The organism is Salipiger sp. PrR007, assembly GCF_010499845.1.
Classification (GTDB): Bacteria; Pseudomonadota; Alphaproteobacteria; order Rhodobacterales; family Rhodobacteraceae; genus Salipiger; species Salipiger pacificus_A.
The window spans coordinates 29,825-52,068 of the sequence record NZ_JAAGOZ010000025.1; the positions used below are offsets into that span (position 1 = coordinate 29,825).

Consider the following 22,244-nt stretch of genomic DNA (forward strand, 5'->3'; position numbering starts at 1 on the left):
CCCTCGGTTCCCTCACCCGTCCTCGGCGACCAGATGGCCGGCACCGATGTCCCGGAGGCTGACAGGCGTAGGCCCCTCGTTGATTTTCCAGATGGGCGAGGGAAGGTCCGTGGCCCGCCGAGCATGCGGGCGGCCCTTGCGCGACGGATCGGGGATCGGCACGGCATCCAGAAGGCGTCGGGTATAGCTGTGCTGCGGGTTGCCGAACACCTGATCACGGGTGCCCATTTCCACGATTTGCCCCAGGTACATGACCGCGAGGCGATCCACGACATTTTCCACGACGGCCATGTCATGGCTGATGAACAGGTAGGACACCCCCGTTTCCTGCTGCAACTCCTCGAGCAGCGCCAGCACCTGTGCCTGCACCGAGACATCAAGCGCGGAGACGCTCTCGTCGCAGATGATCAGTTTCGGTTTGAGGGCCAATGCGCGGGCCACGCAGATCCTTTGGCGTTGCCCCCCCGAGAATTCATGCGGATAGCGCTGCATCTGACCAGCGCTCAGGCCCACGCGCTCGAAGAGCTCCGTTGCGCGGGCGATCCGGTCTTCGGCCGAACCGATGCCATGGATCAAGAGCGGCTCCATGACCGCTTCGCCGACAGTCATGCGCGGATCGAGCGCCGCCATGGGATCTTGGAAAACCATTTGGATGTCGCGGCAGATGTCGCGGCGTCCCCGGTCGGTCAGGCCGGCAAGCGCCTTGCCGTCGACCTCGATGTGTCCCACGTGCGGCACGAGCCCCGACAGCGCCTTGGCGATGGTGGACTTGCCACAGCCGGATTCCCCGACCAGCCCGAAGGTTTCGCCGGGGCGGATGTCAAAGCTCACCTTTTCGACGGCATGGACGCGATGCGTGGGGCGTCCAAAGAAATCTGAGCCGATGTCGAAATGCACCCGGGCGTCCACCAGCCGCGCGGCAGGCGCTGTTGAAACGGGTGGCAGGGGCTTGGCCCGTTCGGCGCCCGCGCCAAGGCGCGGCACCGCGGCGAGGAGACTGCGGGTATAGTCATGCTGAGGCGCGGCAAAGAGCGTGTCGACCGGCGCGCTTTCGACCATGCGGCCCTGCCGCATCACCACGACGCGATCAGCGCTTTCCGCAACCACGCCCATGTCGTGGGTGATCAGGATGATGGCTGTCCCGGTCTCGGCCTGAAGGTCGCGCAACAGCTCGAGAACTTCTTGTTGCACCGTCACGTCGAGGGCGGTGGTCGGCTCGTCCGCGATCAGCAGCGCCGGCCGCAGCGCGAGGGCCATCGCGATCATGACCCGTTGCCGCATGCCCCCCGAAAGCTCGTGGGGGAATTGCTTCATCCGGCGCTCGGGTTCGGGAATGCGCACCTTGCGCAGGGCCTCGACCGCCTGCGCGCGCGCCGCGGAGGCCGCGACCGGCGCGTGCGCGCGGATCGCCTCTGTCATCTGGCTGCCGATCGTGTGAACCGGGTTCAGCGAGGTCATCGGTTCCTGGAAGATCATCGCCAGCCGGGCTCCGCGCCAGTTGCGCATCTCGGGCTCGGGCAGCTTCGGCAGATCGGTTCCGTCCAGCAGCGCCTGCCCGGAGGTGACGGCGACATTGTTGGGCAGCAGGCCCATCAACGCCAGCGAGGTGATCGACTTGCCCGACCCGCTTTCGCCCGCGATCGCGAGCGTTTCGCCGGCGTGCAGGTCGAAGGACAGGCCCGCCACCAGAGGGCGCACCACACCGCGATCCCTGACGGAGACGGTGAGCTCGCGCACTGACAGGAGGGGTGCAGTCGCCCCCGAAGGGGCGGTTGCGGCTTGTGTCATGGTCATTCGAGCACCATTCGCGGGAAGTAGAAGGAGACGACCCAGTTGGGCATGTCGACGATTTCGGAGATGCGCAGATCGCCGCAAGTCGAGACCAGCATATAGGCATCCACTGCCGACATGCCGTGCTTGGCCGTGAGCAGGTCGATCATGCCCGCTACCGCGTCGCGCGCGCCGCTCATCAGGTCGGGCCCGATCCCGGTCGTGACCTCGTAGCCCTTCTGGTCGAGGTGGTTGGTCACCGGCCCCGGCGTGGTGAACCGCGGCATCTTGAGGTTCGCCCCCTTCACCAGATCGAGCGTCAGCGTCACATCCATCGGGCTTTCGATCGCCGTGCCGCAGACCTCGCCATCGCCCTGCGCCGCGTGGGTATCGCCCACGGAGAACAGTGCGCCCGCGACTTCAACCGGCAGGTACAGCTCTGTCCCGGCGGCCAGATCGCGGATGTCGAGATTGCCGCCGGTGCGCCGCGGCGGCACGATGGAATGCAGCCCCGGTTCGGCCAGCGCTACGCCTATGGTGCCGGTGAAGGGCTTGAGCGGCACGCGCCCCATGTCACCCCAAAGCGCCGGAGCGAGGCTTTGCGCGTCATACTTCCAGATCGTCAGCGCCGGATCCTGAAACTGGTCCGCCAGCAGGCCGAAGCCCGGTATATTGGCTGTCCAGCCCCAGGCCGACCCCTCCTGCTCGCGCGGGGCAAAGCCCTCGAGCGTGATCTTCAGCGCGTCTCCCGGTTCTGCGCCATCGATGTAAATGGGGCCGGAAACCGGGTTGATCTTGCCGAAGTCGAGCGTCCTGACGTCCTCAACGGTGCTCGACGGGCCAAGCTGGCCCGCCGAAGAATCCATGCAGTTGAAGCAGATCGTCGTTCCGGGCGCGACCGTCTCGACCGGGGCAATGGAATTGTCCCAGCCGAAATGGTGCTGCGCGCCGTGGATCGTGTAATCACAGGCCTTGCACATGCGCTTACTCGGTCACGTAGACGTAGTCGTAGTTGACCGGGATCGAGACCGGGTCGACATAGAGCGCATCCGCGCCGCCCATGCGCTCGGACTTGACGGTGTAGCGCTGCTCGTTGAACACCGGGACCCAGGGGGCCTGCTCCATGACCTTCATGTAGACGTCGGACCACATGTCCAGGCGCTCCGGGGCCGACGGGTCGGTCATGCTGTCGGCGGCGGTGGCCATGGCGTCGATGCTCTCGTCGCAGAACTTGGACCAGTTCCAGCCGCCTTCGCCCGCACCGGCACACCCCAGGATCGGGCCGTAGAAGTTCGACGGGTCCGGGAAGTCCGCGATCCATGCCATGCCACCGGACCAGATCATCGGCGCTTCGCCCGCGCCGCCTGCCTCGATCACGTTCGCCTGCGCGAGAGAGCGGATCGCGACGTCCACGCCGATGGCCTTCAGGTCCTGCTGGATCGCCTGCGCGATACGCGGGTTCGGGTCGGTGTTCATCACGAACAGCTCGGTGGAGAAACCGTCACCAAGGCCGGCCTCTGCCAGTTTGGCCTTGGCTGCCTCGACGTCGAATGCATAGCCTTCGTAGCCGTCTGTGTAGCCCGGCATCGAGGGCGGCAGTGGCTGGGTCGCGGGCACGGCGCGGCCGTTGATGATCTGGGTGATACGCTCCTTGTTGATCGCCATGTTGATGGCTTCGCGCACGGGCAGCTTGTCGAGCGGCTCGATGCCGACGTTCAGCGTGATGTAGCCGGTGTGCAGCTGGCCGCCTTCGACCACGCGCGCGGCCTGCGACGGGTCCCCCATGACTTCCTGGAATTTTGCCGGGGGGATGCCGTCGCCGGGCACATCTACCTCGCCGTTCTGAAGGCGCAGAAGGGCGACGATGGGCTCCTGGCCCACTTCAAACGTCACGCCATCCAGATACGGCACGCCATCGCGCCAGTAGTCCTCGTTCTTTTCGAAGACGAGCCGCTGACCGATGGTCCACTCCCCGAGCTTGAAAGCGCCAGTGCCGACGGGATGCTTGCCGAAATCGGTGCCATGCTCGGCCACGGCCTCCTGCGGTACGACAGAGGCAAAGTTCAGCGCCATCACGTGCAGGAAGGTCGCGTCGGGCCGCGACAGGGTGATCTTGACCGTCGAGGGGTCGACCACTTCGACGCCTGCCAGCGTATCCGTCTCGCCCGAGGCCATGGCATCATAGCCCGCGATGGAGGCAAAGAAGCCTGCGCCGGGCGATTGGGTTTCGGGGTTGGTCACGCGATCGAGCGAGTATTTCACGTCCTCCGCGGTCATCTCGCGCCCGTTGTGGAAGGTCACGCCCTTGCGCAGGGTGAAGGTGAAGACCGTGCCATCCTCGGAGATCTCGTAGCTCTCGGCGAGGCCGGGGCGCAGCTCGGTCGTGCCGGGAACGTAATCCATCAGCCCATCGAAAAGGGATTTGATCATCGACCAGTTCTGCCAGTCGTAACCGATTGCCGGGTCGAGCGTGGCCACATCGTCCTTGTAGGTGACGGTGATCATGCCGCCCGGCGTGGCATCGGGATCAGCGGTGTAGCCCTCGGCAAAGCCGGGCAGAGCCGAGGCCGCCAGCAAAGCAGTGGAGAGAAGTAGTTTTTTCATGATCGTTCCCTGTTGGTTTAAAGTTGAAGAAGATGCCCAGGGATCAACGCAACTTGATGCGCGGGTCGATGAGCGGGGTAATGAGATCTGCGAGCAGGTTGCCCAGCACGATGGCCGTGGCAGACACCATGGTGACGCCCATGATGATCGGGATGTCGACGCGCTGGATCGCCTGCCACGCGAGCTGGCCGATGCCGGGCCAGCCGAACACGCTTTCGACAACGACGATGCCGCCCATGAAGATGCCGATATCGATGCCGATCATGGCGATGATGGGCAGGATGGCGTTGGGCAGCGCATGGCGCATCAGGACCTTCGAGCGCTTCAGCCCCTTGGCGCGTGCGGTGCGAATGTAGTCCTGCCGCAACACCTCGACCATGCTGGAGCGCATCATGCGGGAATACCAGCCGGACCCCATGATCCCCAGCGTCACCGCCGGCAGAACGAGATGCGCAAAGGTGCCGTACCCGCCAATGGGGAACCATCCAAGCAGCACCGCAAACACATAGAGCAGCAGCAGGCCCACCACGAACTGCGGCGCAGAGACCGCGACGAAGGACGTCAGCATCAGCCCCTGGTCGAGCGGCTTGCCTCGATAGAGGGCGGCCACGATACCAAGCGTGAGCCCGATCAGAAGCTCGCAGAAGATCCCGCCGGCCATCAACAGCAGCGAGGCGGGCAGACGCGCGGCGATCAGCGTCGAGACCTCGGTCTTCTGCAGGTAGCTGCGTCCCATGTCACCTTGAACAAGGCCCGACAGGTAGCGCCAGTATTGCACGAGCATCGGCTGGTCGAGCCCCAGTTGCTGGCGGATGTTCTCGACCGTTTGCGCCGTAGCGGACCGCCCGGCGATCTGGCGCACCGGGTCGGCGGGCAGCACGTAGAGCAGCACGAAGGTGATGAAACTGACGCCCAGCAGGATCAGCAAGGATTGGATGATGCGGCGAAACAGGTAACCGGGCATCAGTCGTTTCCCCTTTGGGTCGGATCGAGCACGTCGCGCAGCGCGTCGCCCACGAGGTTGAAGGCCAGCGCCAGCAGCAGGATCGCCGCGCCCGGGATGAAGACCAGCCAGGGTGCAGCCTGGAAATAGGTCTGGTTCTCGAAGATGATGTTGCCCCAGCTGGGCGTCGGCGGCTGGACACCGACCCCGAGAAAGCTGAGGGTCGCCTCGAGCAGCACGGTGACCGAGATCCCCAGCGTGCCCCAGACGATCAGCGTCGGGATGAGGTGCGGGAGGATATGCTTGAACAGGATGCGCGACCGGGACGCACCCAGCGTCTTTTCGGCGGCGATGAATTCGCGCTCTGCCAGCGATGTGGTCTCGGTATAGACCACCCGCGCCGTCTGTACCCAGTTGACCAGCGCAATCACCATGGCCACGATCCAAAGCGACGGCTGGAAGATCGCCGCGAGACAGATCGCGAGCAACAGGGCCGGGAAGGCCATCATCAGGTCGGTGAACCGCATCAGCACGGCTCCGACCCAACCGCGGACGTACCCCGCGAGCACGCCCACCAGTGTTCCTATGACCAGCGCGACGCCATTGGCGACCACCCCGATGATGAGAGAGGTCTGCGCGCCGTAGAGCATCCTGCTGAACAAGTCGCGGCCCAGCAGGTCCGTTCCCATGAGAAAGTCGCCCCCGGGCGGCATGGGCTCGCCGTAGAGCGTCAGCCCCTCGAACAGCTGTTCGTCAGGTGCGTAGGGCGCGATCCACGGTGCAAGGGCCGCACCCCCCACCACCAGCGTTATGATCGCAAGCCCGAAGAGCGCGAGCTTGCGGCGCAAGAGCCGCCGCAGGGCGCTGGCCGGAGAGGCGGTTGATGTCGCTTGTACCGTCGTGTCAGCCATGATCCTTGTCCGTCCTTGCATCGCTGACCGAGGCCACGATCCTTGCGGCAGCCTCCTCGAAGCTGACGCGCCACGCCATCGCCATGCCGCGCAGTTGTTCGTAGGCCTCGTTTTCAGTTTTTCCGCGCGTCGCCAGCACGGCCACGGCCTGCACCACGGTCTGCCGCTGGCCGAGGCGCTGGCGCAGATTTTGGATTTCGCCAGCCAAGCCGATCCGCGCATCGAAGGTCGCCCGCGCGATCAGAAGCGCTGAATAGACACCGTTGTCGCCGACAGGCTTGAGGATCTGCGCATCGACGCCGAAGTTCATCAGCCATTCGATGCGACCGGGCGCTTCGGACCCGATCAGCGCGATGGTCGGAAGCGGCGCGTCGCCCGGGCTCCAGGGAAACTGGTCGTCAAAGGCGGTGTCCACATCGATGAAGAGAAAGTCGGCGCCGCGCACCGAGGCCGGAAGCTCCGGCCAGCAACACTCGACGTGCAGCCCCACCGCTTCCAACTGGCGGACCAGCGCGGTCACGTTGGCATGTGGCCGGTGCAGGATCACCGCGCGCGCGCCGCCCAGTTCGGGAATGCTCAGACGTCCTCTCATCGTACCACCCGCAGCATCGGTTGTGGCCGCTGCGTCGACTGCGTCAGGTAAGGATCGCCTTCGATCTTTGCGTGGGTCTCGATCGGGACAAATCTGCCGTTGCGCACCGCGGCGATGGCCACTGGCAGCGCAACGTGATGTGTGCGCGGGCTGATCCCCACTGATGCCGCGCGCGGCATGGCCAAAAGCTCGGGCAGGCTCAGGGCTTCGGCGTCCGGCACGCTCGACAACAGGCGGGCCAGCATCATGACAGAGGCGTGCGCCGCCGCCTCGAAAGATGATCCGAAATCGAAACGCCCCTCGTTGCCCGGCAGCGCGGGGGCCATGCCCTTGAACCATGGACCGGCGGCGATGACCCCCTCTGCCGCGGCGCCCATGGCGCCCAGTTCGGCCTCGGTCATATTGCACGACAGGACCGGGCACGCGTTGTCGCCGAAGGCGGGATCGTCCGCGCGCAGCTGCGCCATTGCCTCGAGAAACGCATATTGCGACGGACCGATCAGCTGGTTCAGGACAAAGTCCGGCTTCAACGCGGCGATTTCATCGACAAGGCGGGCGATGTCTGTCGATCCGATCGGCACGTACCGTTCGCCCAGAACATGCGCGCCGCGCTTCGCGCTGACCTCGCGGGCGATGCGGTTCATTTCCCAGCCCCAGATATAATTCGATCCCGTCAGGTAGGACCGGCTGCCATAGGCTGCAAAGGCGTGCTCGAGCAGCGGCAGCAGGTGCTGGTTGGGGCAGGCATGGGCATAGACCACGCGATCAGAGGATTCGAACCCCTCGTAAGGCGTGGGATACCACAGCACGCCACCCAGCCTCTCAAGGCTGGGGATCACTTCCTTGCGGCTCCAACTGGTTGTGCAGCCGATCACATGCCGTGCCGAGCTGTTTTTCAGGATGTCTTCGCACAGCGGTGCATAGGCATCGATATCGCCGCCCGGGTCACGCTCCACCGGACAGAAGACCATATCTATCTCAACATCGTCATTGACCTGCTCGATTGCCTTCAGCGCGCCTTCGCGACTGGCCTGTCCCATGAGCCGGTAGGGACCGGAGGTTGAGAAGAGAAGTCCTATGTCGATACTGCGGGTCACGCGGCGCTCCTGAAACGAAAAACGCCTCGCACCCAGCGTGTGTCGCGAAGACAGACCGAAGGGTGCGAGGCGCTTTTGCCAATATGTTGCCTCTTGTCTGCGCAAACCTGCGGAGGCTGTCAAAATGTTTCAGGGTCTGGATGCGGCACTTTCGGCAGGTGTGCTCAATTATTGTGCGTCCAATGCGGTCAGGGCGCTCGCAAATGGGGCAGGGCGCCACCCGGCACTTGCTGCAGCGGCGCGCGACGCCACAGGCCCTTTCCAGTCGCTGCCGGCGTGCGGACGATGGCGGATGCAGAATTGCTGGATGCGTGGGAAGCGGTTTTTCCGGCTCCCGCGCGGTCTTCGGAACCCAGACGGCGCGGGATATCACGAGATTGCAATCCTGAAGAAAATGCATACCGACGTTCTCGCGAATGAAGGAGCGAGGTCTTGATGGCTGGTCGGAAGGTCTTCCTCGTCGAATTGGCGTTCGTCGTAGATGATCGCTGCGCGCTCCCGGGTGAAGCCGACCAATCGAGCCCCCCAGCGGGCCCAGTCCGGCAGCAGCATCGCGCTGGGCAGCCTCAGCGTTCGGGCGGGCCCCCGGTCCACTAGCTCGACCTGCAGGTCCATCGCCGAGGAATTGATGAGGTCGGCCCGCGAAAAGGCCGTCGGCGTCAGGGTGGTATATCGGCGTCGGCGATCATAGATGGCTCTGGACTTTAGCCAGGAGCCGACAAGCAATGCGCCAGCGCCTTTCCGATTTCCTTGATCGACCATCGACGCGTTACACGATCATGGGGGTCATCCTGTTCAACGCGATCATCCTGGGCCTGGAAACCTCCGGATCGGTCATGAATGCCGCGGGCGGGGTGATCGTCGCGCTGGATACGGCCTGCCTCGCGATCTTCGTGGCCGAGCTGGTGGCCAAGCTTTACGCGCGCGGGCTGCGGTTCTTCCGCAGCGCCTGGAACATCTTCGATCTGCTCGTGGTCGGCATCGCGCTGGTGCCGGCTGCGGGTGCGCTGTCGGTGCTTCGAGCGTTGCGGATCTTGCGGCTTCTGCGCGTGATCTCGGTCGCGCCGACATTACGCCGCGTGGTCGAGGGCTTTATCTCAGCGCTGCCGGGCATGGCCTCGGTCTTCCTTCTGATGGGGGTAATCTTCTACATTGCCGCGGTGATCGCGACCAAGCTCTTCGCCGCGACCTTCCCCGAATGGTTTGGCTCGTTGGGCGGGTCGCTCTATTCGCTTTTCCAGGTCATGACGCTGGAGAGCTGGTCCATGGGCATCGTCCGACCCGTGATGGAGGTCCACCCGCACGCCTGGATTTTCTTCGTTCCCTTCATCCTGATCACCACCTTTGCCGTGGTGAACCTCGTGGTCGGCCTGATCGTCAATTCGATGCAGGACGCCCATGCGGAGGAATCGAACGCCGCCACGGATACCTACCGTGACGAGGTGATCCGCCGCCTGGCCGCGATCGAAGAGCACCTCAACGTGGCAAACGAAGGGACGGCGCAGCGCGTCGCCGAGCCTGGGGCTGGCGCACGGGCGCGCGGATGACGGCGTTGCCAGCGCGGAGCGGCTCGCTTCTGACCGAGGGACGGGGACCTTCGCAGACCCGCACCCCGTTGCCGGGAACTGCGCATGTGTCTGTTGCAGGCGCGGAACCGCGATCGTCGGCCAAGCGCGCCTCGCTGCGCCTGTCACGCCCGCGAACTCGGTCATGGCGATCTGGTCGGGGTCGGTGACCGTCTTCTCGACCGCTGCGGACAGGGCGGCCACCTGGGCCGGATCGGTCCCGGCAGGCCTGGTGTCTCTCGAAGCCCTATAACCGCGACCACAACCAACCCCAAGACGATCAGCCAAAGGATCGGGCCGAACACCATGGTCATACCGCGGGCGGCCCCCTTGCGCGTGGTCGCGACCGAGCCCGGACGGAAGGGATAAGGCGGCCAATCCCCGGCTTATGGCATTGGGCGCGATGGCCAAGGGCCGGCAGGCGTCCGGAAGCAACCTTCGCGCGGGCCACGCCGGAGGGGCTGAGCGCCGAGGCTGCGCAGATCCTGGTCCAACGCCGTGCGAGTTTTTCTTGACCTTCCCCCTGCTGGAACCCCCAAGTCATCGTGGGACACTGACACCCGCGCCCGGAGGTTCCCATGGCCCATTCTGACCACACAAGTGATGCCGAGCCGGAAGTCGCGGCCCAGGACGTGACCCGCGATCCGGTCTGCGGGATGACAGTGGACCCCAGGGCCGACACGCCGGGCTTCGAGCACGACGGCCACCACTACCACTTCTGCTCCGAGGGCTGCCGCGAGAAATTCCGCACAGACCCAAACGCCTATCTCGCCGCCACAGACCCTGTCTGCGGCATGCAGGTCGAGCGCTCTACCGCCGTCCACATGCTCAAGCACGGCGGTCAGAAGGTCTACTTCTGCTCCGAGGGCTGTCAGTCGAAGTTCGAGGCGGAGCCCGAGGCCTATCTCGGCCACCGCCCCGCGCCCGAGCCGATGCCCGAGGGCACGCAATACACCTGCCCGATGCACCCCGAGATCATCCGCGATGCGCCCGGCGACTGCCCCAAGTGCGGCATGGCGCTGGAGCCGATGACCCCCTCGGCGGACAGCGGGCCGAACCCCGAATACGTCGACTTCAAGCGCCGCCTGAAGATCACCGCGCCGCTGGCGGCGCTGGTCTTCGTGCTGGAGATGGGGGCGCACATCGGCATCCCCTTCGCCGACTGGATCGGACATAGGCTCTTTGGCTGGGTTCAGTTCGCACTGGCTACGCCGGTGGTGATCCTCTGCTGGCCGTTCTTCAAGCGGGGCTGGGCCTCGATCGTCAACCGCTCGCCCAACATGTGGACGCTGATCGCGCTCGGTACCGGTGCGGCCTATGTCTTTTCCATCGTTTCTCTGCTGGCGCCCGGCCTCTTCCCCGCAGCGATGCGCGACGGCATGGGCATGACGCCGGTCTACTTCGAGGCGGCGGCGGTGATCCTCGTGCTGGTGCTGGTCGGGCAGGTCATGGAACTGGCCGCCCGCGAGCGCACCGGCGACGCGATCCGCGCGCTTCTCGATCTCGCGCCCAAGACGGCGCGGCGGGTGACGGGCGGGAGGGAGGAGGACGTGCCGCTGGACGAGGTCGCCTCGGGCGACATCCTGCGCGTGCGTCCCGGCGAGAGCGTGCCGGCGGACGGCGTGGTGACCGAGGGGCGCTCTTCGGTGGACGAGAGCATGATCACCGGCGAGCCGGTGCCGGTCGAGAAGACCCAAGGTGAGCCCGTCACCGGCGGCACGCTCAATAAGACCGGCAGCTTCCTGATGCGGGCCGAGAATGTCGGCTCCGAGACCACCCTCTCGCGCATTGTCGAGATGGTGTCCAAGGCGCAGCGATCGCGTGCGCCGATCCAGGCGATGGCCGACCGTGTGGCGGCCTATTTCGTCCCTGCGGTCGTGGGCGTGGCGGTTCTGGCTTTCCTCGCATGGACGGTCTTCGGCCCGTCCCCCGCGCTTTCCTACGCCTTCGTCGCGGCGGTCTCGGTGCTGATCATCGCCTGCCCCTGCGCGCTTGGCCTCGCGACGCCGATGTCGATCATGGTGGCGACCGGGCGCGGTGCGCAGGCGGGCGTGCTGATCCGCGACGCTGAGGCACTGGAGCGGTTCTCCAAGGTCGATGTGCTGGTGGTCGACAAGACCGGCACGCTGACCGAGGGCAAGCCGACGCTTACCGACGCTGAGCCCGCCGAGGGGACGGATAAGATCGAACTTCTCGCCTTTGCCGCCGCGCTGGAACGCGGGTCCGAGCACCCGTTGGCAGAAGCGATCACCGCTGGCGCGCGAGCAGCCGGGGCACCCGAGCGCGAGTCCTCGGACTTCGAAGCGGTCACCGGCAAAGGCGTGATTGGCAGCGTTGGCGGACAGCGCGTGGCTCTCGGCAATGCGGCGCTGATGGCGGATGAAGACGTGGACCTTGGCGCCTTGAATGACCGCGCCAGCGACCTTCAACGCGACGGCAAGACCGCGATGTTCGTCGCCGTGGGCGGGCGCGCCGCCGGGCTGGTCGCGGTCGCCGACCAGGTGAAGGAGAGCACGCCCGAGGCGATCCGCGCCCTGCACGAGGCCGGGTTGCGCATCGTCATGGCCACCGGCGATGCGAAGGCCACGGCCGAAGCGGTCGCGCGGGAGCTCAATATCGACGAGGTGCATGCCGAGGTCAGCCCCGAGGACAAGCACGCGCTGATCGAGAAATTGCGCCGCGAGGGGCTGTCGGTTGCCATGGCCGGAGACGGGGTGAACGACGCCCCGGCGCTCGCGGCTGCGGACGTCGGCATCGCCATGGGCACCGGCGCGGACGTGGCGATGGAAAGCGCCGGTATCACGCTGGTCAAGGGAGACCTCGGCGGCATCGTCCGGGCGCGCCACCTCGCCGAGGCGACCATGCGCAACATCCGCCAGAACCTGTTCTTTGCCTTCGTCTACAACTCGGCCGGCGTGCCGCTGGCGGCGGGCATCCTCTACCCGCTCTTCGGCATCCTGCTTTCGCCCATCGTCGCGGCGGCGGCGATGAGCCTCTCGTCGGTCTCGGTGATCGCAAACGCGCTGCGACTGCGGGGGGTGAAGCTGTGAAATGGCTGGGTCTTGTCGCGCTGGTGCTTGTTGCGGGCGCGGGTTGGTTTGTCTTCGTCGGGGCCGAAGGTGCCCCGGCAGGCTCTGCCCAGATCGCCGAAGGCAAGGCGCTCTACGCGGAAACCTGCGCCGCCTGCCACGGGGCACGCCTCGAAGGCCAGCCGAACTGGCGCACCCCGGGCCCTGACGGCCGCCTGCCTGCCCCTCCGCATGACGCCAGCGGTCACACCTGGCACCACCCCGACGAGGTGCTCTTCCGGATCACCAAGCTGGGCACCGCCGCCGTGGTCGGAAATGGCTATGAGAGCAACATGCCGGGCTTCGCTGATCAGCTTACAGACGCGCAGATCGAGGCCATTTTCACCTACATCAAGTCGACTTGGCCGGAGGAGCTGCGCGCGCATCAGGCGGAGATCTCCGCGACGCCCGGGTAGCGCGCATCGTCCTGACACGGTTCCTCGATGGACCTTATCCCTCCGCACAGGGCCGTCGCTGCGCACTCAGCCGCGCGTGCGCCCTCATCGCGGTGGCATCGACCTCGCGGACCTAAGCGCAAACCGCACCCTCGTGCCGCGAACGTGATCTGACGCCGTCCCGCGAAAGGCGTAGCGTTGCGCCATGACACAGCTTGTGCTTCGCCTGCTACTGCTGACCCTTCTTGGGGTCTGGACCGCCTTGCCGGCCGGGCCGGTGCGCGCCATGGCGTCCAGCGCGCTCTGCTGCGACAATAGGGCCATGGCGCATGCGGACCATTCCGCGCAGCAAGCCGCCGTTAGCCATGGCGCGATGCACGACAAGAGCCACGCCCAGATCTGCGCACTGCACTGCCTGCCGCTGGACGCGGCCCGCAGCGCAGATCTGCCCAGCCCCGGCAAGGCACATGGGTCGCGCATCGTTGCGTCGATGGCCGATGTGTCGCTGTCCTCCCGGGACTTCGCGCCCACATCGCCGCCTCCCCGAAGCTGATCTCCACGGGACTCGGTCCCGCCTCGCGAAACTTCATTTTCCGGAGATCATCATGACCCAGTATTCCCGCCGCGGCTTTCTCGCCGCTTCTGCCGCCATGTCTGCCGCGCTGCTGCTGCCCGCAAGGGCGCGGGCAGCGACGGATCGGCTCTCGCTCACCGCGGGCACCCGCACTCTTGAGGTGAACGGCCGCGCCGCGACCGTCATGGGGCTGACGAATCGCACGGGGGGGCAGGGGCTGACCCTCGACCCCGGCCAGCGCTTCGCCGTCGATCTGACCAATGACCTCGATGTGGAGACGATCATCCACTGGCACGGGCAGCTCCCGCCCAATGCGCAGGACGGCGCGCCCAACACCAACCCGATGCTCAAGATCGGCGAACGCCGCGCCTATGACTTCACGGCGCGTCCGGGCAGCTTCTGGATGCACAGCCACATCCCACAGCAGGAGATCGCCATGCTTGCCGCGCCGCTGATCGTGCGCAGCGCCGAGGACGTGGCCGCCGATCGGCAGGAGGTGGTGATGTTCCTGCATGACTTCAGCTTCAAATCCCCCGAAGAGGTGCTGGCAGAGACCGCCGGCAGCACCGGCGGGCACCATGGCGGAGCCCACGCTCCGGCGCCGATGAACCATGCCACCATGCACCACGGCGGGGCGAGGTCGGACGCTATGGCCCCGACGGGCGGAAGTTCGGGCAATGGCCCTATGCCCGGAATGAGCGGGGGGCCTGGCATGCCGATGGACATCAACGATTTCCATTTCGACGCCTATCTCACCAACGATCGCACGCTTGATGATCCGGAGGTCGTGACCGTCGAGCGCAACGGTCGGGTGCGGCTGCGGATCATCAATGGCTCATCGATGACCGCCTACTGGATCGACACCGGGGAACTGCGGGGCCGGCTGCTCGCGGTGGACGGGGACAGGGTCGAGCCGTTTTTCGACACGCGCTTTCCGATCGCCTCGGGCCAACGGCTGGAGATCGAGCTCGATCTGCCGGGTGACGGGCTTGCACGACCGGTGCTCGCGCTGCGGGAGGGCGCGCAAGAACAGACCGGGCTCGTTCTCGCACCGCGGGGCGCCTCCGTGCCGCGCCTGCCGACCCGCGCCGCGACCGAGACCCCGCCCGTCGCTGGTGACATGCGGCAGGAGCTTGCGCTGCGCGCCGTCTCGCCGCTCGCAGCCCGGACCCCGGATGCGCGGCAGATGGTGATGCTCGGAGGCGCGATGACCCCCTATGTCTGGACCATCAACGGCGCCGTCTGGGAGGATCACAGCCCAATCACGGTGCCCCAGGGTGCGCGGGTCGAAATGATGTTCCACAACATGTCGATGATGGCGCATCCGATGCACCTCCACGGCCATGTCTTCCAGGTCGTCGCGGTCGGTAACCAGCCTGTGCGGGGGGCGCTGCGCGATACGGTCTTCGTGCCGGCGATGGGCTCGGTCACGGTGGCATTCGACGCGGGCGAGGCGGCGCGCTGGATGATGCATTGCCATCACATGGGGCATCTGGCGACCGGCATGATGACAGAGCTTCAGGTGCGGGCCACGGCCTGAGCCAAGGACCGGCGGTGCGGGCGAGACGCTCGCGCCGCCGGTGTTTTTCGCTGTCGGCCTGGGCGGATCAGGCCACCTCGATCCAGGTCGTCATCCCCGAGGCTGCATGACCGAGCATGTGGCAATGCAGAAGCCATTTCCCGGGGTTGTCCGCGACGAAGGCGACCTCTGCGCTTTCCTGCGGCTTGATCAGCAACGTGTCGCGCATCGGCCCCTGGGACCCATCGGCGGCGACCGTGCGGAAGTGCATGCCGTGCAGGTGCATCGCATGGGGAAAGACCGTGTCGTTGACCCACCGGATGCGCGCGGTCTCGCCGAGGGCGTAGCGAGCAAAGGGGGCCTCGCCGCGCCCCACCTGGCCCGACAGCGCCCAGAATTGCCCACGCTGCACAAGCTTCTGGAAATCCATGTCCTGCCCCTCGAACCGGCCCGACGCCATGCCACGCATCGCACCGCCTTCCATCCGCATCTCGCGCAGTTCGGCCTCGGCGACACCTGGCACATCCATGCGCGGGTTGGGCGGTAGCGGCGCGGGGACGGCGCGCCGCGCGCTGCTCTTCGGGCCGGTCACAGTCACCTCGGCAAGCGCCTGCCAACTGTCGTCGTCGGCGTAGCTGAGCAGCGCCGCGGGCGTGCCCGCCTCGGCGGTGACATCGACAATCAGATCGACGCGCTGCGCCGGGGCGAGGATGATCTCGGTGCTCACCGGCTCGGGCTGTGCCAGCGGCATCCCGTCAAGCGCGACCGTCCAGCCCACCATTCCTTCGAGCCTGAGCATGAAGATGCAGGCGTTGGCGGCATTGATGAGCCGCAGACGCAGGCGCTCGTTCTGCCGCGCTTCGAGAGAGAAGTCGTACCGGCCGTTGATCCCCAGCAAATTGCCCAGGCGCCCTGCGTGACTGCGCATCATCGGATTGCCGAAATCCCCGGCGAAGCGGCCGGTCTCCGGGTCGAGCAGCCAGTCGTCGAGCATCAGCACCTCGTCCCGGTCGATGTCCGGCGGCGTGCTTTCCTCGACGATCAGCGCCCCGGAGAGGCCGCGTGCCACCTGCTCCATGGAGTTGGTGTGGGCGTGGTACCAGTAGGTCCCGGCATCCGGCAGCTCGAAGGCATAGTCGAAACGCCCGCCCGGCGGCACGGGATCCTGCGTCAGTCCCGCCACGCCGTCCATCGCGTTGTCGATGCGGATGCCGTGCCAATGCACCGAGGTCGGCACCTGCAATCCGTTGACCAGGCGCCTAGAAAGGCGGCTGCCCTGCGGCACGCGGATTTGCGGACCGGGAAGCAGGCCGTCGTAGCCCCAGACCTCGGTCGCCGGATAGCCCTCGGGCGCGAGCTGGACGGTGGCGGGGCCGGCGGTCAACAGGGGCGTCTCCTGCGCCCATGCGGGGCGTGACAGGGGAAGCGCGGCAAGTCCCGTGCAGAAGGCGCGTCGTGTGAATGGCATATCAGGTGATCCCTTTCGCGCATTGCATCTCGCGGGCATCGTCAATGATCGTCTTCTCGGTGCCCCGCGTCGTGCGGGGCTGCTGCGGCATGTGGGTGGGACGTCTACCATATCAGGCCACATCCGTTCGATGGGTCTTGTCTCTCGTGCCGGGCGTGCGGCGTTGACCTGTCATGCCCCGCTGTTCCTACCCAGGGATCTTGTCGCTCTGCTCGCCTTCCGCGTGCTCCACCGCCCAACTCGTTGCGGCCTCAATGGCTACCATGGACGTCGTCGGCAGAACGTTCAGGTAGCTGTCGGTATCCTTGACCTGGAGCGGCGGCCGCTGAGTCATCCGATAGAGCGCATAAAGCACGATCCCGCCGAAGGTCACCGCCAGCAAGAACCAAAACCCTTGAGGTCCGAAGAGCTGCATGGCCCAACCGGCGAGAAGCGGCCCTCCGATGGCGCCGATGCCAAAGACGAAGACCAGCCCCCCCGACGCTGCGGGCATGTCATCGGCTGGCAGGTCGTCATTCGCATAGGCCAGAAAGAGCGAATACAGCGGCGTCGTCACCCCACCGGCAAGGAAGGCCGCGATCAGAAGCAATTCCGACCGGCCTTCCGTGGTCAGGCCGAACACGCAGGCCGCCGCGCCGAGGGCGGCGGCCCCCAAGATGAGCTTGCGCCGGTCCATGATGTCCGACAGCCAGCCGATGGGGAACTGAAGGAACAGCGCGCCCGCAAAGAGCATGGCGACGAAGAGCGCGATCTGTGGTGTCGAGAGCCCGATCTGCGTGCCGAAGACAGCCCCCATCCCCGACTGGGTTGCGTAGATGCTGCCCAGCAGAAACGTTCCGACAGTGCTCAGAGGCGCGTGGCCAAAAAGTTCCCTGAGCGACATCGCGCGCGTGACCTTGACCGCGGGCGTGGGGGACACCGAGAGCAGGATTGGGCCGAAGGAGAGCGACACCAAGATCGAGGCAACGATGAACAGGCCGGAGGTCGCCGCATCGCCCAGGGTCAGAAGCCATTGCGCCCCGATCACGCCCAGGGTTTGGGCGAACATGTATGCCGAAAGCACCTTGCCGCGTGTGTCGTTGGTGGCAGCGTGGTTCAACCAGCTTTCCGCCGACACGTAGACCCCGGACATGCAAAATCCGATGATCAGGCGCAACAGCGTCCAGGCCCAGATCTCGGTCGCGAGCGGCAAGGCGATCAGGCCGGCCGACATGAAGCTGCCCAGTGCCGCAAAGACGCGAACGTGCCCGACGCGGCGGATCAGCACGGGGGTGACGCGGGCCCCAGAAAGAAAGCCGATGTAGTAGCCCGAGGTGATGACCGCGAGCGCGGCGGTCGAGAAGCCCTCGAGATCCCCGCGCAAGCCGATCAAAGTGAACTGCATGCCGTTGCCGAGCATGATGAGCAGGATGCCGAGGAGCAGCGCCCAGACGGTGCCGAGAACGGAAATCATGAGGCGTCTTTCTTATGTGAGCAGGTGCGCTGTCGATCCTTGCACCATATCCTGGCTCTGGCGAGGCGCATGCGCGTCATCAGTTGAAGGCTTTGCGACATCGGCTGAATTTGACACCCTTGCTTCCAATTTCCGACCTCATCTCCTTCCGGCGGCGCCCATGCAGGCGACGGTCTTCTGAGCCGGCCCCCCCAATTTCCGCGCGCCGCTCCCGTCCGGACCCGGAGTGACGATTTGAGACGGCGCTGATCCCAGGTGAGTGACCGCTTTCGAGAATTGCATCCTTGCCGGACGCGCAGCATCGCACCTCTCCACTTGACGCGACCGGCAAAACGTCGTGTCGACAGCTGGCTATGGTACGAGATGACGCGGGGTCTCGGGCATATCACCGAGCGCCATCACGCCGATCCCGAGTATCGCCGCGTAGTGCCTGAGCTCGATTGCCGGCCACCTCGGCGCCGCTGGCACCGCGGTGAACAGGGTCATATCGGTTAGGAGCCAGACGACACCCGCGGAAGGGCCGCCCGGCTGGAGCGCGTCAGGCTCTGGCGGGCTGGACGAGGTTGGCGAGCAGGCGGAAGGCGCCGGGTACCAGCTTGTCGAGCTGGTGATGCAGGACAAGCCCGGTGTGGGTGTGCCTTCCTTTGCCGATCCGGCCTGAAACGAGACTGCCGAGCAGCGGCGCCTCGCCCGCATCGTGCATCGAGAGCAGAGGTGCATAGCAGGGCGCCCAGTCGGCGGCGAAATAGAGGCCCCGCTCCTTGTCCCAGCCGGTCCAGTCGCGTTCCGTGATAAGGTTCGGTGTGGTCAGGAGCGGGTGCCGCGGCTCAAGCACGGTCACAGGGGCGCCGGCATCGGTGACGCGCCAGCGCAGCGAGGGGGTGCCGATCCGCATCGGCCGCGGCGGGGTGGTTTCTGAGTGCCAGCCTTGGTCCGGGCGCTGGTAGAGCGTGACCAGGTGTCCGCCGCGCTCGACGAACCGGTGGAGCCGCGGGATCGCGGCGCGCAGGTCGGCGCGGTTGCCAAAGGCGACGACACCGACCAGCACCGTCGTGAAGCCAGTGAAGTCCTCGTCGGGCGGGATCTCGTCCATGATGCGCACATCGGCTCCGAGCTCCTGCAGCCAGTGGCCGACGTTATCTCCGCTGCCGATGTAAGCGATTGTCGCTGCCTCGGGCAGCGCGAGGTCAAGGCTCAGCACGCGAAGCTGGGCCGCTTCGTACAACGCGAAGTCGCCGACATGCGGATAGCTGCCCCGGCTCTCGGTGAAAGCGGGCGCGCCGTCGATGCGCGGGGTGAAAGTCGCGAGCCCCGGCGTTTCGCTCAGCGGCGTGAGGGTGAGGTGACGGCCTGTCTGATCGACAGCCCAGCCCTCGACCGTGTCAAGGGTCACCGGCGCCTCGGAGGAGAGCGTCGCGGTGAGCGGCTCGGGCCTGCCAAGACGCCGGAGAAAGGCGGCCGGGCGCGCAGCAAGGACCTGCGCCGGGAGGATCACTGGCGGTTGCTCGAAATCACGAGCAAGCGAAACCTCGCGCCCACCGATCCGCGCTGCGATCTTGACGTGCGGACCATTGCCGCCGAGCGGATCGAAACCATCGGAGAACTGACTGGGCAGCGCCATGTCGCGGGGCAGGGCGACGGGGATCGTCGTGAGGCCGGGCTGAAGTGGCTGCGCTTCGTCGGCGCAGCCGGGAATGCGGGGCCGGGCGGAGACCTCTTCGGCAAGCGTCGGCGCGGGCTGATGGAGGGTCAGTGAAGCGCAGTCACCCGGAGCCAGACGGGTCGGCGCGAGGGCGCAGACCGGCGTGAGGGCGGCGGCCTCGAAAAGGGCGTGGGCAATCTCGCGGCGCTTGCGCGCAAGGCGGTGGCTATGGGCGGCGGCGAAATTGGGAGCGGCGCTTGCAGCGGCGGACTCGAGCGCCGCATCAGCTGTGGCGAGCGCGGCAATGATCGCGTCGCGACGCGGAAAGGCCGCCTGAGCGCTGGTGATCGCGGCGGCTGCGTCCCGCAGCGCCGCCGCGGCGGGGCCTGCGAGCGCGGCAAGCTCGGGCAGCGTGGCGGGGATGCCTTCGGCCAGCCTGCGCTCGGCAGGCCCATTGGTCAGGTGCAGCTCCCAGACCCGCTGCGGCGTGTCGGACCAGCCGCCCATCCCCTGCGAGGCATGTCGGCGGCGCGACCACTGCCCGATCTCTTGATAAGGAACGCCGCGCGCGGGATCGCAGGGCGTGGCCTCGACGCGGAGCGTCGCCGCGGGGGGCGGAAGGGTGTCGTCGTAGGTGCCCCCGCCGCCGCCCCAGGCAGGAAGATAGGCATGCGAAACCCGCCACGGAGCGAGAGGGCTGCCTCTCAGCGCGCCGGGGTCCGCGGCCAGCGCGACGGCGGCAAGCGCCGCGCGCGTCATCGCCCGGTGATGGCCGTGCTGCCCCGGGACGTCGAGGAAGGTCGGCAGGATCACGTCGGGCCTATAGCGGCGATAGGCCAATGCCAGCCGCTCGGTGATCAGCGCCTCGCCCCAACGGGCGAAAGTGTCGTCGCCATCCTTGGAGAAACCGAAATCATGTACCGGATCAGAAGGGCCGAAGCCGAGCCACGCCACGTCGCAGTCAAGCACTCGCGCGGCCTCCTCCATCTCGCGGCTGCGCAGCACGCCGAGCAGCGCGCCGCGTTCCGGTCCCAGCGCGTTCTGGCCGCCCTCGCCGCGCGTCGAGCAGGCGATCACCACGCGGTGCCCGAGCCCGTGCCGCAGCCATGCCATGAGCCCGCTGTGCTCGTCGTCGGGATGGGCGCCGGTGTTCATGACGGTCAGGCATCCGGAAAGCCGCGAGAGGGCGGTATCGAGTCGCATCAGCGCGGGCTGTGCCTCGCGCCGGGCGAGGCGGTCCTGGATCGTCATCTGTGTCTCCTGTCAGTCAGTCGTGGGCACGAGACCGTCCTCCGCCCGGTCGAGGCGGGGCGTGATCGCGTTGAAAAAGGGCAGGGCGGCGGCGCCGAGCGCGGCCGAAGCCTGCCCGGTCTGCCCGCGCTGGACCCGCGGCAGTGTGCGGTCGGCGCGGTTCGCGACGGTCGAGGGGATTGTCAGGCGCTCGACCAGGGCATCGAGCACAGCGCCCGGCAGCTTGCCCCCGATGATGACGGTCTGCGGATCAAAGATGTTCTCGACGATGCCAATCATTGCCGACAGGTGCTGAGCCGCTGTGGCAAGCCACTCGTCCAGCACCGGGTGCCCGTCGCGGTGATGTCGCCGCAGGTCGTCCAGCGTGGCGGGCTCTCCTGCGGCTTCCAGCATCTCGCGCAGCCGATGCAGCGAGGCGTAGCGCTCGAGGCAGCCCGACTGTCCGCATTGGCAGGGTCGCCCTCCGGGGGCGACGACGATGTGGCCGATTTCTCCTGCGTTGCCAAATGCCCCGCGCAGCGGCTGGTCGTCGATGATTGCGCCGAGGCCGATGCCCGCGCCGAAATAGACCTGGCAGAAATGCGAGACGTTCTGCCCCTTGCCAAACAGCAGCTCGCCAACGGCGGCGGCATTGGCATCGTTGTCGACGTAGACCGGAACGCCGCAGCGCTGCGCCAGATCCTGTGCCACCGCGACCTCGGTCCAGCCGTGTAGCGTCGTTGGCCCGACACCGGACAGGCCTTCGATCCCGAAGGGGCCGGGCATCACGACGCCGATCCCCATGAGCTTCCCGGGAAAGTCGGCACGCAGCCCAGCGACGCTGTCGGCCACCAGCGAAAGCACCGGGCCGGAGGCCATGTCGGGCAGCGGGATATGCGCCTCGTGGCGCAGGTTGCCGCCGATGTCGAGAACGGTGACGGTCAATTCGCCGACCGCGATCTCGAAGCCGAGGGTGATGGCGCCGTCGGGGTTCAGGGCGTACTGGATCGGCGGCAGTCCGCGTCCGCTGCGCAGCCGGCCGAGGTCGAGCAACAACCCTTCGGCCATCAGATCCTCGATGATATTGCCGACCGCCTGGGTCGAGATCTGCGCCAGATCTGCCATGGCCTTGCGGCCCATCGGGCCGTTGCGGCGGAGCAACTCCAGCACGACCCTGCGGTTGTGGCTGCGGTTGCGGCCGGGGTTCTTTCCCATGGCGACACTGACAGGGGTGCGAGCCCGCGGGACTCCCGTCTTGCTTGGAGGCGGCACTGTTTTGTCCTTCTTGTTGCCAGAGAGCGGAATTCTGCAGACCTCCGGCGTCGAAGAAACGCTGGCATGGCTCAAAAGATAACTCAAGTAACTTATTTTATTTGACAGGTCGGGGCGCGATGCGACAGCCTGCGGGTGGTC

At 66.5% G+C, this 22,244-nt stretch carries 17 protein-coding genes; 5 read left to right on the forward strand and 12 right to left on the reverse strand.

The features are described 5' to 3' along the window. Positions 1–12: 12 nt before the first annotated feature. The 8 genes from G0Q01_RS11980 to G0Q01_RS12015 form a co-directional block, all read right to left on the reverse strand. Positions 13–1,794 carry an ABC transporter ATP-binding protein gene (locus G0Q01_RS11980; RefSeq protein ID WP_164196066.1) on the reverse strand — a complete coding sequence of 594 codons (1,782 nt, stop codon included), beginning with the start codon at positions 1,792–1,794 and terminating at the stop codon, positions 13–15. Beyond that, a complete protein-coding gene (locus G0Q01_RS11985) occupies positions 1,791–2,750 on the reverse strand; it encodes an acetamidase/formamidase family protein (RefSeq protein ID WP_108968719.1) in 960 nt (319 codons plus the stop codon). Before G0Q01_RS11985 ends, G0Q01_RS11980 begins: the two co-directional genes overlap by 4 nt. 4 nt (positions 2,751–2,754) lie before the next feature. Further along, positions 2,755–4,374, reverse strand: a complete 1,620-nt coding sequence (locus tag G0Q01_RS11990) for an ABC transporter substrate-binding protein (protein ID WP_164196067.1) — start codon at positions 4,372–4,374, stop codon at positions 2,755–2,757. A gap of 43 nt (positions 4,375–4,417) precedes the next feature. Beyond that, positions 4,418–5,338, reverse strand: coding sequence for an ABC transporter permease (locus G0Q01_RS11995; RefSeq protein ID WP_108968722.1), 921 nt, complete (start codon positions 5,336–5,338; stop codon positions 4,418–4,420). Continuing rightward, positions 5,338–6,228 (reverse strand): ABC transporter permease, encoded by an 891-nt coding sequence (locus G0Q01_RS12000; protein WP_164196068.1) that lies wholly within the window; start codon positions 6,226–6,228, stop codon positions 5,338–5,340. The genes G0Q01_RS11995 and G0Q01_RS12000 overlap by 1 nt, the downstream gene beginning before the upstream one ends. Further along, positions 6,221–6,820: an ANTAR domain-containing response regulator gene (locus G0Q01_RS12005; protein ID WP_164213402.1), complete on the reverse strand. Its 600-nt coding sequence runs from the start codon at positions 6,818–6,820 to the stop codon at positions 6,221–6,223. Before G0Q01_RS12005 ends, G0Q01_RS12000 begins: the two co-directional genes overlap by 8 nt. Then, positions 6,817–8,040: a transporter substrate-binding protein gene (locus G0Q01_RS12010; protein ID WP_235940090.1), complete on the reverse strand. Its 1,224-nt coding sequence runs from the start codon at positions 8,038–8,040 to the stop codon at positions 6,817–6,819. The genes G0Q01_RS12005 and G0Q01_RS12010 overlap by 4 nt, the downstream gene beginning before the upstream one ends. Before the next feature lie 246 nt (positions 8,041–8,286). Further along, positions 8,287–8,643, reverse strand: a complete 357-nt coding sequence (locus G0Q01_RS12015; protein WP_164196071.1) for a hypothetical protein — start codon at positions 8,641–8,643, stop codon at positions 8,287–8,289. On the opposite strand from G0Q01_RS12015, the gene G0Q01_RS12020 reads away from it, so the two are divergent. The 5 genes from G0Q01_RS12020 to G0Q01_RS12040 all read left to right on the forward strand — a co-directional run bounded on the left by G0Q01_RS12020 (position 8,643) and on the right by G0Q01_RS12040 (position 15,059). Then, positions 8,643–9,464 carry an ion transporter gene (locus tag G0Q01_RS12020; RefSeq protein ID WP_164196073.1) on the forward strand — a complete coding sequence of 274 codons (822 nt, stop codon included), beginning with the start codon at positions 8,643–8,645 and terminating at the stop codon, positions 9,462–9,464. The genes G0Q01_RS12015 and G0Q01_RS12020 overlap by 1 nt on opposite strands. A 596-nt stretch (positions 9,465–10,060) precedes the next feature. Continuing rightward, positions 10,061–12,532 carry a heavy metal translocating P-type ATPase gene (locus G0Q01_RS12025; protein ID WP_164196075.1) on the forward strand — a complete coding sequence of 824 codons (2,472 nt, stop codon included), beginning with the start codon at positions 10,061–10,063 and terminating at the stop codon, positions 12,530–12,532. Then, complete coding sequence (locus G0Q01_RS12030) at positions 12,529–12,966, forward strand: c-type cytochrome (protein ID WP_164196076.1); 438 nt, start codon at positions 12,529–12,531, stop codon at positions 12,964–12,966. Before G0Q01_RS12025 ends, G0Q01_RS12030 begins: the two co-directional genes overlap by 4 nt. A gap of 184 nt (positions 12,967–13,150) precedes the next feature. Beyond that, the gene (locus G0Q01_RS12035) at positions 13,151–13,498 is read left to right on the forward strand and encodes a hypothetical protein (RefSeq protein WP_164196077.1); all 348 of its coding nucleotides are present in this window, start codon (positions 13,151–13,153) and stop codon (positions 13,496–13,498) included. A 52-nt stretch (positions 13,499–13,550) separates the two neighbouring features. Further along, complete coding sequence (locus G0Q01_RS12040) at positions 13,551–15,059, forward strand: multicopper oxidase family protein (protein ID WP_164196083.1); 1,509 nt, start codon at positions 13,551–13,553, stop codon at positions 15,057–15,059. A 67-nt stretch (positions 15,060–15,126) separates the two neighbouring features. On the opposite strand, the gene G0Q01_RS12045 is transcribed toward G0Q01_RS12040, so the two are convergent. From G0Q01_RS12045 to G0Q01_RS12060, 4 genes are all read right to left on the reverse strand, one after another. After that, on the reverse strand, positions 15,127–16,506 hold the full coding sequence (locus tag G0Q01_RS12045) for a multicopper oxidase family protein (RefSeq protein WP_164196085.1): 1,380 nt from the start codon (positions 16,504–16,506) through the stop codon (positions 15,127–15,129). Positions 16,507–16,693: 187 nt separating this feature from the next. Further along, positions 16,694–17,959 (reverse strand): MFS transporter, encoded by a 1,266-nt coding sequence (locus tag G0Q01_RS12050; protein WP_164196087.1) that lies wholly within the window; start codon positions 17,957–17,959, stop codon positions 16,694–16,696. Between the two features lie 538 nt (positions 17,960–18,497). Further along, positions 18,498–20,852, reverse strand: coding sequence for a PIG-L family deacetylase (locus G0Q01_RS12055; protein ID WP_164213403.1), 2,355 nt, complete (start codon positions 20,850–20,852; stop codon positions 18,498–18,500). Between the two features lie 12 nt (positions 20,853–20,864). After that, a complete protein-coding gene (locus G0Q01_RS12060) occupies positions 20,865–22,046 on the reverse strand; it encodes an ROK family protein (RefSeq protein WP_203595000.1) in 1,182 nt (393 codons plus the stop codon). Positions 22,047–22,244 lie beyond the last annotated feature (198 nt).

Bases quoted from the DNA above. Each gene is read 5' to 3' on its own strand.
- G0Q01_RS11980 (WP_164196066.1), bottom strand. From the start codon at position 1,794: ATGACCATGACACAAGCCGCAACCGCCCCTTCGGGGGCGACTGCACCC.
- G0Q01_RS12035 (WP_164196077.1), top strand. From the start codon at position 13,151: ATGACACAGCTTGTGCTTCGCCTGCTACTGCTGACCCTTCTTGGGGTC.
- G0Q01_RS12050 (WP_164196087.1), bottom strand. From the start codon at position 17,959: ATGATTTCCGTTCTCGGCACCGTCTGGGCGCTGCTCCTCGGCATCCTG.
- G0Q01_RS12045 (WP_164196085.1), bottom strand. From the start codon at position 16,506: ATGCCATTCACACGACGCGCCTTCTGCACGGGACTTGCCGCGCTTCCC.
- G0Q01_RS12020 (WP_164196073.1), top strand. From the start codon at position 8,643: ATGCGCCAGCGCCTTTCCGATTTCCTTGATCGACCATCGACGCGTTAC.
- G0Q01_RS11985 (WP_108968719.1), bottom strand. From the start codon at position 2,750: ATGTGCAAGGCCTGTGATTACACGATCCACGGCGCGCAGCACCATTTC.
- G0Q01_RS12000 (WP_164196068.1), bottom strand. From the start codon at position 6,228: ATGGCTGACACGACGGTACAAGCGACATCAACCGCCTCTCCGGCCAGC.
- G0Q01_RS12040 (WP_164196083.1), top strand. From the start codon at position 13,551: ATGACCCAGTATTCCCGCCGCGGCTTTCTCGCCGCTTCTGCCGCCATG.
- G0Q01_RS12025 (WP_164196075.1), top strand. From the start codon at position 10,061: ATGGCCCATTCTGACCACACAAGTGATGCCGAGCCGGAAGTCGCGGCC.
- G0Q01_RS12060 (WP_203595000.1), bottom strand. From the start codon at position 22,046: ATGGGAAAGAACCCCGGCCGCAACCGCAGCCACAACCGCAGGGTCGTG.
- G0Q01_RS12055 (WP_164213403.1), bottom strand. From the start codon at position 20,852: ATGACGATCCAGGACCGCCTCGCCCGGCGCGAGGCACAGCCCGCGCTG.
- G0Q01_RS11990 (WP_164196067.1), bottom strand. From the start codon at position 4,374: ATGAAAAAACTACTTCTCTCCACTGCTTTGCTGGCGGCCTCGGCTCTG.
- G0Q01_RS11995 (WP_108968722.1), bottom strand. From the start codon at position 5,338: ATGCCCGGTTACCTGTTTCGCCGCATCATCCAATCCTTGCTGATCCTG.
- G0Q01_RS12005 (WP_164213402.1), bottom strand. From the start codon at position 6,820: ATGAGAGGACGTCTGAGCATTCCCGAACTGGGCGGCGCGCGCGCGGTG.